The organism is Paenibacillus sp. FSL K6-2393 (genome assembly GCF_038002545.1).
In the GTDB taxonomy this organism is placed as follows: Bacteria; Bacillota; Bacilli; order Paenibacillales; family Paenibacillaceae; genus Paenibacillus.
Window position 1 is genome coordinate 986,881 of sequence record NZ_JBBOCU010000001.1, and the last position, 13,579, is coordinate 1,000,459.

The 13,579-nt window shown below is 47.1% G+C and carries 14 protein-coding genes; 10 read left to right on the forward strand and 4 right to left on the reverse strand.

Annotated features, from left to right (window positions below; genetic code table 11):
* Positions 1-69 precede the first annotated feature (69 nt).
* The 3 genes from MHI14_RS04165 to MHI14_RS04175 are packed head-to-tail and all read right to left on the reverse strand — an operon-like array spanning position 70 to position 2,635.
* Positions 70-1,038, reverse strand: a complete 969-nt coding sequence (locus MHI14_RS04165) for an ABC transporter ATP-binding protein (RefSeq protein ID WP_105601999.1) — start codon at positions 1,036-1,038, stop codon at positions 70-72.
* Between the two features lie 23 nt (positions 1,039-1,061).
* Entirely contained in the window at positions 1,062-1,862 is an 801-nt protein-coding gene (locus MHI14_RS04170) for an ABC transporter permease (protein ID WP_105601914.1), read from the reverse strand.
* Positions 1,859-2,635, reverse strand: a complete 777-nt coding sequence (locus MHI14_RS04175; RefSeq protein WP_249913209.1) for an ABC transporter permease — start codon at positions 2,633-2,635, stop codon at positions 1,859-1,861. Before MHI14_RS04175 ends, MHI14_RS04170 begins: the two co-directional genes overlap by 4 nt.
* Before the next feature lie 305 nt (positions 2,636-2,940).
* On the opposite strand from MHI14_RS04175, the gene MHI14_RS04180 reads away from it, so the two are divergent.
* The 10 genes from MHI14_RS04180 to MHI14_RS04225 all read left to right on the forward strand — a co-directional run bounded on the left by MHI14_RS04180 (position 2,941) and on the right by MHI14_RS04225 (position 11,990).
* Positions 2,941-3,792, forward strand: coding sequence for a DegV family protein (locus MHI14_RS04180; protein ID WP_133387181.1), 852 nt, complete (start codon positions 2,941-2,943; stop codon positions 3,790-3,792).
* Positions 3,793-3,995: 203 nt separating this feature from the next.
* Positions 3,996-4,661, forward strand: coding sequence for a response regulator transcription factor (locus MHI14_RS04185; protein ID WP_371129107.1), 666 nt, complete (start codon positions 3,996-3,998; stop codon positions 4,659-4,661).
* Complete coding sequence (locus MHI14_RS04190; RefSeq protein WP_249913208.1) at positions 4,658-5,590, forward strand: sensor histidine kinase; 933 nt, start codon at positions 4,658-4,660, stop codon at positions 5,588-5,590. Before MHI14_RS04185 ends, MHI14_RS04190 begins: the two co-directional genes overlap by 4 nt.
* Positions 5,591-5,717: 127 nt before the next feature.
* Positions 5,718-6,641, forward strand: a complete 924-nt coding sequence (locus MHI14_RS04195; protein ID WP_091038484.1) for an ABC transporter ATP-binding protein — start codon at positions 5,718-5,720, stop codon at positions 6,639-6,641.
* Positions 6,625-7,332 (forward strand): ABC transporter permease, encoded by a 708-nt coding sequence (locus tag MHI14_RS04200; RefSeq protein WP_091038485.1) that lies wholly within the window; start codon positions 6,625-6,627, stop codon positions 7,330-7,332. Before MHI14_RS04195 ends, MHI14_RS04200 begins: the two co-directional genes overlap by 17 nt.
* A 105-nt stretch (positions 7,333-7,437) precedes the next feature.
* On the forward strand, positions 7,438-8,250 hold the full coding sequence (gene thiD / locus MHI14_RS04205; protein ID WP_017692191.1) for a bifunctional hydroxymethylpyrimidine kinase/phosphomethylpyrimidine kinase: 813 nt from the start codon (positions 7,438-7,440) through the stop codon (positions 8,248-8,250).
* A 248-nt stretch (positions 8,251-8,498) separates the two neighbouring features.
* Entirely contained in the window at positions 8,499-9,179 is a 681-nt protein-coding gene (locus MHI14_RS04210) for a response regulator transcription factor (RefSeq protein WP_105601904.1), read from the forward strand.
* Positions 9,176-10,924 carry a sensor histidine kinase gene (locus MHI14_RS04215; RefSeq protein ID WP_091038487.1) on the forward strand — a complete coding sequence of 583 codons (1,749 nt, stop codon included), beginning with the start codon at positions 9,176-9,178 and terminating at the stop codon, positions 10,922-10,924. Before MHI14_RS04210 ends, MHI14_RS04215 begins: the two co-directional genes overlap by 4 nt.
* Before the next feature lie 21 nt (positions 10,925-10,945).
* Positions 10,946-11,491: a CDP-diacylglycerol--serine O-phosphatidyltransferase gene (gene pssA, locus MHI14_RS04220; protein WP_091038489.1), complete on the forward strand. Its 546-nt coding sequence runs from the start codon at positions 10,946-10,948 to the stop codon at positions 11,489-11,491.
* Between the two features lie 13 nt (positions 11,492-11,504).
* The gene (locus tag MHI14_RS04225) at positions 11,505-11,990 is read left to right on the forward strand and encodes a DedA family protein (RefSeq protein WP_062836407.1); all 486 of its coding nucleotides are present in this window, start codon (positions 11,505-11,507) and stop codon (positions 11,988-11,990) included.
* Positions 11,991-12,245: 255 nt separating this feature from the next.
* On the opposite strand, the gene MHI14_RS04230 is transcribed toward MHI14_RS04225, so the two are convergent.
* Positions 12,246-13,436 carry a cation:proton antiporter gene (locus MHI14_RS04230; RefSeq protein WP_289390406.1) on the reverse strand — a complete coding sequence of 397 codons (1,191 nt, stop codon included), beginning with the start codon at positions 13,434-13,436 and terminating at the stop codon, positions 12,246-12,248.
* Positions 13,437-13,579 lie beyond the last annotated feature (143 nt).

A 13,579-nucleotide genomic window follows, 5' to 3' on the forward strand; every position in this document is an offset into this window, starting at 1 on the left:
GCCATGTCCCTCTTTCATGTAACGGCGTAAGAACAGGTCTTCATCCTATTTACTCACAAAATGGGCCGACTAATACACCCGATGAATGATATCTTCGAAATCGGGTTCTTTCATCTCTACATCTTCAATCTCACCCCAGTGCTCCAACTGTTTCAGAATGTCCATTGTGCTCCATTCCTTCCGGTTCACTTCCACGGTGACAATCTGCCCTTCCACTCCTGTAATGTGTATCGCGGACGACACAACATCCGGGATGTGAAAAGCTCCTCGGAACGTTACCCGTATCAACGTAGGCAGTCCGATGGTTTCGCGAAGTGATGAGATCGTGCCGTCATATGTCAGTTGACCATGGTTAATCACCATGACCCGGCTGCATAACTGCTCAATGTCGTCCATGTCATGTGTGGTCAGCAAAATTGTTTTGCCAAACACCTCATTTAATGTACGTAAAAATTGACGAATATTCCGCTTTGCGTTCACATCCAGTCCAATTGTTGGTTCATCGAGAAAAAGCAGTTCGGGATCATGCAGCATGGAAGCTGCGAGATCCGCACGCATGCGTTGTCCAAGTGAGAGCTTACGGACAGGCGTGGCCCAGAACGATTCAAGGTCCAGCAGCTCGGCGAACTGGGACAGCCGTTTCTTTTTATCCTCGGCACGGACGCCGTACATCTCGGCCAGAATATCATATGAATCTTTCACGGGCAGATCCCACCAGAGCTGACTGCGCTGTCCAAATACAACGCCCAGTCGACCAACGGTTCTGCGCCTGTCCTGATGCGGATTCATACCGTCAAGCCTTACCTCACCCGAGGTTGGGTGCAGGATACCTGTCAGCATTTTGATCGTGGTAGACTTGCCAGCCCCGTTCGGACCGATGTAACCCACAAACTCACCTGGGCCGATATCAAAACTGATATCGCGTACCGCTTCCTTGGACACATACTCACGTGAAAATAACGTACGTAACCCAGAGAAACGTCCTTCGCGAATAACAGGGGTCTTGAATTCCTTTTGCAGATGCCGTGCTGTGATCATATTCATGATTCGTTTCCGCCTCCTTAGCTACCTGTACTTTGATATTTGGTCATGCCGAATTGCCAGAAACGCAGACTTGCAGCCAAGCTCAGTACGGCAACCGCAGCAACAGCAACAAGAATCCACGCTCCTCCTTCACCACGTAGCAGGTAGAGTGACGGAATGTAGTTGACGAATCCCACGGGAATCACCGTTAGCAGAATGCCAGACATCCATTTGGGATATAACGTTAGCGGATATTGGGCAGCCGTTCGTGCGGCATCTTCAGTGATCGTCTGTAATTCCTCGATACGTGTGGTCCAGAATCCGAGTGTGGCAGTAGCGAGTCCGATGGAAAAAAGAATGACTGCGCCCGTCAGGATAATGAGCAGGGAGAAGGGAATGGCAGTCCAGCCGATCTGTCCGCTGTGCATCATGCCTGCCAATGACCAGCAGAGAATGAACCCGCCTTGCAGGACTTCTCCAGCCATGATGCGGAAGTTTTGCGGCAGCAGTGCCAGCAATACGGGCATGGGACGTGTTAACAGTTGATCAAGCTCACCATTGACCAGATATTTTTCCAGATGATGAACTTCGTTTCCGAATGTTCGATACAGTGTTTTGGATAACGTCATGATGGCAAAGAGATAACCGATCTCATGGAGGGACCAGCCTTTAATGGCTCCGAATTTGTGCAGCACCAGAGCAACCATCAGAAACTCGGAGATCTGAATTAAAGCGGCCAGTACGGACGCCATGATGAAATTGAACTTGTATTGCATCCGGCTGCGGATGCTTGTTCGAATCAGCATTTTATATAAATTGAACCAGGAAGTTCGCTTCATCCGCCTTGTACCTCCACTTTACGACGTAACACTTGGGTAATCGCAAGACAGATCAACGTCATAAAGACGCACCAAAGCAAGGTTCCCCATAACAAGGAGCCATCTTCGAAACCAAGATAGATTCGGGTAGGTACATAGAGCAGGAAAGGGTAGGGTGATATCCAGGCAAGTTGTTCAAGCCAGTTCGGTAGCCATTCCAGCGGAATGAAAAAACCAGCCAGCAGATTCATCATCGCGTGATTGCCCCAGTGAAGCCAGGAGGACTCCGTGGTCCACATCGACGTGGCACCAATGATGTAGTTCATACAGATGGACAAGTATGCGGCGCCGGCAAGACCAAGTGCGGCATAACCAAATGTTGAAACGTCTGAGGGCCAATGTAGGGAAAAGACAATGGAGAAGAGCAGGTAGATCGGAATACTTTTGTACACGAACTGGTAGGCAATCTGCCCCCATTCGCGTGCCATCAGGTGGGTGAACAGATGAACAGGCCTCATCAGGTCCAGTGCGATCTGCCCTGTCCTGACGGATAAGGGAATACCCAATCCATTCGTGAGAAAACCTGAGATCCAGAGAGAGGATTGCGTGAACGCAATGTAACTAATCATCCCCTGTGTCCCGTATTCTCCGAGATTATGGTCGGCCCCGATGCCGATCCAGAGGCAGGCATACATGTAACCAAACATGGCGCTTGCCAAGTTATGTACCATGTGTGCCCCGCGGTATTGCAGATTCCGGGAGTAGGCTTTGGAAGCCAGAGTGAAATAAAGCATGTGACACCTCCGATAAGTGGATTGAACGGCGTTTCCGTTCACTTCAGTCAAGGCGAAAAAGAGAGAAGGACAACAGCATACCAATTTATTCCTTCACAGGCAAGACATTTTTTTAGCTAATAATGGTATTAATAGGGGTGTTCATGATTGCGCCACAAGACAACGGTCTGTACGTTCATTTATAATTGAGAGGTAGTATCGCAAACGTTTACAATGTGAAATATTCAAATTTTAAATAAACCGCCGGGCTTGTGCCTGACGATTGAGGATACAGAACGAACAATCCGGCAAGAGAGAAGGATGTCATGAAGAAAATTGCATGGGTCACCGATAGTACCAGTACACTGGATCCCGTTTTTGCGGAGCAAAATCATATCTACATCGTACCGCTGCGCATCGTATTTGGAGAGGAATGTTACCGGGAAACCGATGACATTACATCTGAAATGTTCTATGAGAAACTTGCGGAGGCTTCACGTGCGAGCAGTTCGCAGCCACCCATTGGCGAATTCATTGAACTGTATGAGTCGCTCAAAGACAAGTACGATGAGATTATTACGATTCATTGCTCTACAGAGCTTAGCGGAACGCTGCATACGTCTATGCAGGCTGCAGAGATTGCAGGAGTGACGGTGACCGCAATTGATTCAAAGGCAGGTGCTTATCCTCACCGTGAGATGATTATGCAAGGACTGGAATGGCAGAAGCAGGGATGTTCAGCTGCCGAGATCAAAGTAAACATTGAACAGATGATTGATAACATGTCCTTTTACCTCATACCGGCCAGTCTTCAACATCTTCATCGCAGTGGACGGGTGTCCGGCACACAGCTGATCATCAGTCAACTGCTTAAGATCCATCTGCTGCTTCGATTTGAAGAAGGTAAAGTGGTTGTGAATGAGAAGATTCGCACGTTCAAGCGGACGAAAGATCGCATGCTGGATATGCTCAAGCTGGATATGGAAAAAGTAAAGCATGTGTGCATTATGCACGCGAACAATCAGGAAGAAGCCATTACAATTAAAAAACAAATTGCAGCTCTGCTGCCTAGATTAAAGACCGAAATCATGCCGTTTATCCCTGTGGTGAGTATCCATGCAGGTGCAGGAACCATTGGACTGTGTTGGATTCACAGTGAGAACGGATATAGAGAATAGAAGCACCAGCATTTATTTACAGACACTCATAGACCTGGCAGGAAACACACTTGATGTCAAAGTGTTGCTCCTGTCAGGTTTTTTCGTATGTCATTGCCAATTCAAACAAACTGTGAGGTAATAAAGAAAATGTTCATGTGGGAGGGAAACATGTGTTAAGTCACCGCTTGTTGCTTGTTGAAGATGATCGTTCAATTAGTGAGATGGTCGGGCCATACTTGGAAAAAGAGGGCTACGACGTCACTTATGCATATGACGGCTTAGAGGCAGAACGTCAGTTCAGCCAGTCACAACCGGGGTATGATCTGGTTATTCTGGATCTGATGCTGCCCCGCAAAAGTGGGATGGATGTGCTGCAAACCATTCGGGCAGTCAGTCTGGTGCCTGTGCTCATTCTGTCTGCGAAGGATGGGGAGGTGGACAAAGCGTTAGGTCTGGGCTTCGGCGCAGATGATTACTTGAGCAAACCTTTCTCGTTAATCGAACTGACTGCCCGCATCAAAGCTGCGATTCGCCGCGCCAATTATACCACTCCGCCTGTGGCTGAAGCGGCTAAAGATCAACGTATTCACATTGGAGGACTCGTAGTTGACATGGAGACGTACGAGGTGGAACGTGAAGGTACACCCGTCAAGCTGACATCCAAGGAATTTGGCATCCTGAAGCTGTTCGTTACCCATCCTGGCAAAGTGTTCACGAAGGCTCAGATCTACGCTTCCGTCTGGAACGATCATTATTATGGAGACGAAAATATCATTAACGTACATATGCGTCGTCTGCGTGAGAAACTGGAGGTAGATCCTTCGGCTCCCCAGTATATCAAGACACTCTGGGGCATCGGGTATAAGCTGGAGGCGGAGCAGGGATGACACTGATTTTTGCCATCACAACGGGTATTCTGGCCATTGCCTTCATTGTATTGTGGTTGAAATTCCGGAAACGCAGTCAACACTTGACCTATATTCATCAGAAAATATCCGATATTTTGGATCAAGGCACCTTTGAGCGCTTGCTTGTATTCAATAGTGATGACCAAGTCAGTCAGCTTCTGAAAGACATGAACCAGCTGCTGGATCATGCGCACCGCGCTAAGGCCGGTTATGCGAATCAGGAGAAGGAGATGCGTAACATGCTCTCCAACATTTCACATGATCTGAAAACGCCACTCACGGTGGTGCTGGGTTATAGTGAGACCCTACTGCACAGCCCATCATTAACCGATCAGGAACGGAAGATTATGACGGAGAAAATACAAGATAAGGCGCAGGAAGTGCTGCGTTTGATCCATTCCTTTTTTGATCTGGCAAAGCTGGAATCTGGAGACACGGAGCTAGTGCTTAGTCGAGTGAATATAAGCGAATTATGCCGGTTGAAGATGCTTTCCTTTTATGAAATGTTGACGAATCTGGGGTTGCACGTGGAGCTGGAGATACCTGATGGTGATATCTTCGTGCAAGCGAATGAAGAAGCATTGGACCGTGTGCTGGATAATCTCATTACTAATGGAATGAAATACGGGGCAGAGGGTAAGGTACTGGGACTTTCACTTGATCATTCAATAGGTGGACCTGTGACGCTACTGATCTGGGACCAGGGAAAAGGAATTCCTGAGAGCGAGCATAGTCGTGTGTTTGAACGCATGTATACACTGGAGGATTCCCGCAATCGACTCTATCAAGGCAGTGGCCTGGGTCTGACCATTACGAAACGGCTAGTTGAGCGGATGGGTGGAAGTATTCACTTGCATAGTGTGCCACATCAACGGACTGTATTCTCGGTTACCTTTAAGACTTGGTAGACCCTGCATTGGCATGTCCGGTCAGACTTAAGGTTTTTGTAAGATTTGATTAATAAAAAAGAAGACTTTTCTCTTTACAATATAGATATAGGAACCCGGACAGGGGACGTAAAGGAGAACAAGGACGATGAATTATATCGCACGAACAATAGATGTGACCAAAGTATATGAAGGGGTGGAGGTTGTATCCAACGTCAATATGAATATTAAGCAAGGTGAGATCTATGGATTCCTCGGTCCGAATGGTGCTGGTAAAACAACCATCATGAAGATGCTCACCAATCTCGTCAAACCAACCACAGGGGAGATAGAACTGTTTGGGGAGAAGCTTACGCCGACCTCTTATGAAGTGCTGAAGCGAATGGGCAGCATTATTGAATATCCTTTTTTCTACGATAGACTGTCTGCTCGCGAGAATCTGGAGCTTCACTGTGAATACATGGGGTTTCACAACAAAAAGATCATCAACAATACGATGGAAACGGTAGGGCTGAAGGATACAGGCAAGAAACCGGTCAAGGACTTCTCCTTGGGCATGAAGCAGAGGCTGGGACTGGCTCGTGCACTTATAACCACACCAGAACTGCTCATTCTGGATGAACCGATCAACGGATTGGACCCTGTAGGGATCCGGGAGATGCGTGATTTGTTCAAGCGCCTTAGCAATGAGTATCGCATTACCCTGCTGGTCTCCAGTCACATTCTTGGCGAGATAGAGCAGATTGCGGATACAGTTGGTGTCATTCGCGGCGGTCGCTTGGTGGAGGAAGTATCGATGGAGAGCATTCGTGGAAGTCAAAATGAGTACATCGAGTTACAGGCGGTGGATATCCGCAAAGCGACCTATGTCATTGAACACCAGCTGGGTTTGAGTAATTATAAACTGGTCAATGACCAAACGTTACGCATCTATGATCCGGGAATCATTCCATCGGAACTGAACACCAAGCTGATCCAACATGGCATTGAGATCGAATCGATATCCAAACGGGCTCACTCCCTGGAAGAACACTTCATGAAGCTTGTGAAAGGGGATGAAGACGTTGCTTAAACTAATCAGACTTGAGATGCGGAAGCACCGTTTTGCACGTAATTTTGCAGGTGCAGGTATCGCCAGTATAGCCATTCTTCTTTTCCTGATCATGATTGGATTCATGGATGTGGGAGCAGAAGATTATGCCTATGCCGATTACCAGACCGCCTTTATAATTATCGATACATTTGTGAGAGCGACCTTCATCATATTTGCAGGAGCTTTATTATCCAAGCTGGTGATCAGTGAGTATCGAAATAAAACCATGAACGTCATGTTCACCTATCCCATCCAGCGTCATAAAATCATCGCGGCCAAATTGATTATCGTGTTTGGTTTTACATTTGTGATGATTATGGTTACCGATCTGTTGATGGGTTCACTGCTGTTGATTGTTAATCAATTCTACTCCTTCATTCCTGAATCACTGAGCAATCGGGATATGTTGGGACTTCTGGTGAAGTACAGTATCAGTTCTTTATCGGCTGCGTGTATGGCACTCATTCCCCTATTCTTCGGTATGCGTAAGCATTCTGTTACAGCGACAATGGTCTCGTCCATTTTGCTAGTTTCGATTGTCTGCTCCGGATTCAACGGGTCGGAAGTTTCCATTCATTCGCTTATTATTATCCCTCTGACCCTTGGAGCAATAGGGATATGGATTGCTTCGATGTCCATGGTTCGTCTGGAGACAAAAGATGTGAACTGAATCATTCGGAAAACCATGCTCTGTATGGCTTCAGATGCCATTGACATCCGCTCGTACAAGGGATAGGATAATGTCAACTGAGACACGAAGGAGAATGCAACTACCATGACGATTCCAAAAACATTAACAATAGCTGGTTCGGACACGAGCGGCGGTGCAGGTATTCAAGCTGATTTGAAAACTTTTCAGGAGCTGGGTGTGTATGGCATGACCGTACTGACTACGGTTGTGGCAATGGAACCCGAAACATGGGATCACCAGGTCTTTCCTGTTGAATTAAATGTAGTTGAAGCACAGCTTCGCACTGTTCTGGACGGCATCGGTTTCGATGCCATGAAGACAGGTATGCTCGGTTCTGTAGATATTATTGAACTGGTAGCAAAACATATTCGCCGCAGCGGTCTGCCACAGATCGTTATCGATCCGGTAATGGTCTGCAAAGGTACAGATGAAGTACTGCAACCGGAAAATACGGAAGCGATGATCGAATTCCTGTTGCCAGGTGCCGATCTGGTTACACCTAATTTGTTCGAAGCATCCCAACTGGCGAAGAGTGGACCGATTCGCTCCAAGGAACAGATGGAAGCAGCGGCAGCAGCAATTCATGCCCATGGCTCGAAACATGTCCTGATTAAGGACAGAGGTGTCATTAGCCCGGGTAAAGCAATGGATCTACTCTATGATGGAACCAACTACGAATGGTTTGAAGCCGATGTTGTCGGCTCCGGATATACGCATGGTGCGGGCTGCACAACGTCTGCGGCGATTACCGCAGGATTGGCTCGTGGTCTTTCAGTGAAAGAGGCTGTTCGTGAAGGTAAAGCCTTCGTGACCAAAGCGATTGCTGGCGGATTCCCGCTGAACCGTTTTGTTGGTCCGACACTGCATGTGGCACACCGTCTGGAGCAACAACGTTAAGTGTTGCCAGGGAGCGCGCAGTAGCGCATCAATTCTGGATAACACACTTCGATTTCATTCAAGTAGCTGTCAATGAGCAGGAGCTTGCTCGTTGATGGCTTCTTTTTTATGCGAATTTTTATAAAAATTAGTAACTTTTGGCTTATATTAATCGTATATATCATGGGAGCATTCCAAAACGTATGGACACATGAACGACACATGGAATAGGTATGTTATCATCAGAAATCTAAAAAGGAGAGTCGGCCATGATCAGAACAGTGCTTCTGGTGGAAGATGAAAGCCGCATTCGTGAGATTGTGGCCGATTATTTCATAAAAGAACAATGGAACGTCATAGAAGCAGAACATGGAGTACAGGCATTGGAACTGTTGGCTCTGCATGAGGTGGATCTGGTTATTCTGGATGTTTTGATGCCTGAAATGGATGGATGGACGTTATGTGGGCATATTCGATCCCAATCCACCGTACCTATTATCATGCTGACTGCACGGTCTGAGGATGACGATAAAATTCATGGATTTCAGCTGGGCGTAGACGATTACGTTACCAAGCCGTTTAGTCCACGTGTGCTGGTTGCACGTGCAGAGACATTAATGAAGCGTGTTGAAGGTGCATTTGGACGAGAGCAGGGTGTGATTCGCTTCGGACAGGTAACCCTTGATCCATGGGCCAGACGCCTGGAGAAGGACGGAATTGAAGTGGAACTTGCACCAAAGGAATATGATCTTTTGCTTTATTTGGTACGTAATGCAGGCATTGTGTTGTCCCGGGATGCCATTTTGAATCGGATCTGGGGATTTGATTTTGAAGGGGACTCACGTGTTGTAGATACTCACATCAAGAAGTTGCGCAGCAAATTGGGTGATGAAGCCAGGTGTATCCGGACGGTGATTGGTACTGGATATCGTTTCGAGGCAGAAGCATGAGAAGAAATGGCGTAACGATGAAGCTTTTCCTGGTCATGGCAGGATGTCTGGTTCTTCTATATGGGACGACGGTTTTTGCCCAGTTGGTCTGGTTCCCCGACTTCTATCAGCATCAAAAGGTCAGCAGTATGAAGAAAAAGCTGTCCAAGTTCGAACAGCAATATTCCAATGGACACTGGAGTGATTTACAGCTAGCCAAGGAGACCGGGAAGTTCATGCGTCAGAATCAGTCACATCTGGTCATTCTGACGAATACCGGAAGACTGGTTAATGACCCGTTCCACATTACGTTGCTTCAAGAAGATGGAAGTCACGTAAAGGTGTCCTTGTCCTTGTTTATCAATAGTGAGAATGCTGGCTGGATTACATCCCATCTGAAATATGGGCAAGAACTGACGGTGAGAGGTCCGGCCAGCGAGTCCATGGTCTATCCATTCAAAATTCAGGATGCCACTTCTGCCGCATGGGGAACAGAAAGCTTTCAGGAATCAATTGAACCGGTAAAGGAATGGTCCGGGGTATTAACCGAGGTAGTTCTTCCCAATCTGGCAACGTGGAGTCAGAGGCAGGGACTGCTGGTGCAAGCACTGGATAGCCGGTTCCCGTTGTCCACCGAAGACCAACTGGCCTTGGCGAATGGCAAAATGCTCAATGAAGAATGGATGGATAGCTGGAGCGGTGTTCGCAATGTCATCACCATTGCTCCAGTGCATCGTTCCGGACCCGAGCAGCAACTGATCTTCTCGCTCACCTCTCTACAGGAGATGAGGGAAGCGAATGAGGCAACACGTTTGTTCTATGCGTATTTTGGCATAGGGGCATTTATATTGATTCTGTTGCTGGCGTTACTCCTGTCCCGAATTGTAACGAAGCCGCTCTTGGCCTTGAACCATGTCGCGAAGAAAATGTCTACGCTGGATTTCACGGTGAAATCACCCATCCGGCGTAATGATGAAATCGGCAGTTTGTCTAACAGCCTCAATGCCTTATCGGGAACCTTGGGTCAGACACTGGAAGAGCTGAGGCAGGCCAACACGCAGATGCGTACAGATATGGAAATGAAGCAGGAGATTGAACAGCGTCAGCGCAAGTTTTTTGCCGATGCATCACATGAACTTAAGACACCAATCAGCATTATTAAGGGATATTCTGAAGGGCTGAAGGATGGCGTGAGTGAGAGCAAACGGGAGCGTTACATTGAGATCATTGCCGATGAGGCGATCAAAATGGAAACGATGGTTGAAGAGATGCTGGATCTGGTGCGACTGGAATCCTCAGCGGTTCAATTGAATACGGATGCTGTTGCACTGGCTGACATGATTGAAGATATCGCCGGCCGTCTGGGTCCGCAACTGAAGGACAAAGGATTGGATGTGGTGCTTGTATCCACAACAGAACAGACGGTTGAGGGTGACCGAAGCAAGCTGGAGCAAGTTATTTTCAATATCATGATGAATGCTATACGTCATGCGATACCACATACCGATATAACTATTGAGATCAGCAGGCGTGAAGGTTTTGTCCATATTTCTATTGAAAACAAGGGCGAGCACATTGCTGAAGCTGAGCGGCAGTATATATGGGAGAGGTTCTATCGGGTAGAGCGCTCACGTAATCGTAAAATGGGGGGGACCGGGCTTGGTCTGGCCATTGCGAAGCAGATTCTTGATCTGCATGGGTGCAGTTATGGAGTGGAGAATACACCGGATGGAGTCCGTTTTTATATTATTTTTCCTAAAGCCTAGTACGAAAGGGAGTCAACTCTTATGAAGTCTTTACCATCGATTTTAACCTTGGGGAATCTGAGTTCAGGCATGCTGGCAGTCATTATGGCTATTCATGGTGAATTTGCCCTGGCTGTGATGATGATATGGGTAGCGATGTTCTTTGATCTGTTTGACGGATTTGCGGCTCGTAAATTGCATTGTGAGGGTGAGTTCGGCAAGTCCCTGGACTCGCTTGCGGATGTAGTTTCATTCGGAACAGCCCCTGTGCTGATTCTGTACTTGAATTCCATGATTGAAGTGAGTGTGCTGGGGATGGCCCTGACTGCATTGTTTCCGGTTTGCGGTGCTTTGCGTCTGGCCCGTTATAACTGTCAGAAGACACCAAGCAGTGGTTTTGTCGGGATGCCAATTACATTTGCGGGAGGTCTGATGTCCTTTTTCGCACTCTGGAGTCCTTATTTCACACATGGTGTAGCTTATCTTGTCATTATTGTATTATCCGGTCTCATGGTGAGCCAAATCCGATTCCCGTCTCTAAAACAAGTGCTAGCCTCACATGAGAAGGATATTGTGGAACCGAAATAAGGAGCGAGTCAGTATGGAATTTGCAAAAGAATTTATTGGTCAATATGGTTATTTCGCAATATACGGACTACTGGCTCTTGGCGTTATTGGCATGCCGATTCCGGATGAGGTGATGATGACTTTTGTCGGTTATCTCGCCTCCATCTCGGTATTGAATTACTCCGTATCCATCGCCGTCAGTTTCGGTGGCGCTTTTACCGGAGGGCTGCTTAGCTACATGATTGGCAAGAAAGCGGGCAGGCCGCTGGTTGAAAAATACGGCAAGTGGGTCGGCGTGAATGCCAAACGATTCAGCAGGGTGGAGTCGTGGTTCCTCAAATATGGGTATTGGTCCATCATCCTGGGTTACTTCATTCCAGGCATTCGTCATCTGATGTGCTGTTTCTCCGGGATTAGCAAGATGGCAATGGGCAGGTACGTTCTCGTATCGGGCATTGGTGCATTTGTATGGTGTGTTGTCTTTATCTCGATTGGTTTTTATGTTGGCGTGTTAACTTAAAATGGGACAGCCTGTTGGAACAACAGGCAAGGATGGAAGACCTCTTGAGTGTAAGGTGGTCTTTTTTTGTTTTTCTATGAAATCGAATGAGTAACGAATAAGGATTACTTTATAAAAACACAAAAAAAAGCCGCTCTGATCATTTCCGACCTTCGCGTTGAAGGGGAGAATGGATCAAAGCGGCGTGTGCTTCACGACCGATATATTACATTTCTAGATCAAGTATAGCTTTAAATACGGAATGATTTCAATACTTTACCCGTTCAAATAGGATTCCTCAATCCCTTTTTCAACTTGCTTTTCCCCTTTTTTTCGTGCAAAGGTGATTTTGAGGAGTGGCGGAGTGACCAGTGTAGTAACAATAACCATGATCACAACGCTGGTAAAGTACTCCGAATCGAGCAATCCTGAAGCAAGCCCCGTTGAAGCGATAATCAGAGCAACTTCCCCTCTGGAGATCATGCCTGCCCCGATAGCCAGCGAAGAGGAACGGTTGAATCCCGTCAGTCGTGCACCGGCTCCTCCACCAATAAGTTTGGTTACAATAGCGATGATACTGATAACAACAATGAACCAAATTTGTGAACCCACACCATCAAAGGTGACATTTAAGCCGATACTAACAAAGAATACCGGGACAAAAATTCCGTAAGCAATCGGCTCGATTTTAGTTTCAACCTCGTGTTTGAAGTTAGTTTGGGAGATGGCGATACCAGCGGCAAATGCTCCAATAATTCCAGCAACACCCATCCACTCTGCAAAGTAGGAGAAGCCAAAACAAATAATCAGTCCCGCAGTAATGACGGTCTCCGTTACCTTCAGTGGTGCCATCCACTTCATGATGCGTGGAACAAGGAACCAACTGGCAGCGATAATAATAACAAAGAATAACAGCTTCTTGCCAATAAGCAGAGAAATCGAAGTGTCTCCTCCACCTGTGCCGAGCAAGCTCATCATGACGGCGAGCAGAACCACGACGAGCACATCATCCACAACGGCTGCACCCAGAATGGTGGTACCCTCCCGTGAACTCAGCTGATTCATATCCTTCAACGTCTGAACTGAGATACTGACGGAAGTAGCACAGAATAAAAGTCCAAAGAACAGCGCGTGTGTCTGTGACATACCAAATGCTATGGCCGAACCGTATCCCCCGACAAAAGGTAAAATAACACCACCGACGGCCACAGCAAAGGCCGCCTTCCAGTTTTTCTTCAACTGCTCCAGATCCGTTTCCAATCCGGCGATGAACATCAACAACAGTACCCCGATCTCAGCCATATAATGTACGAAATCACTTTGCTGAACCCAACCGAGCAGGGCAGGGCCGAGGATGACACCCACAATCAGTTTCCCCAGAACCGATGGCTGACCCAATCTTACGGATAGATCACCAGCAAGTTTGGTAAAGATTAAAATAAGTGCAAGAACCAAAATAAATTCCATAGGTGTTCTTCCCTCCAGTAACAGCGTCTATAGGTTAACCAACCCAAGGGCGATCCATCCTCTGCTTCAATCAGACAAAAAGGCACAGAACGGCATTTAGAAAAGTGCCGTTCTGTGCCTGAAAAAGACAAAGAGGGGCCCTT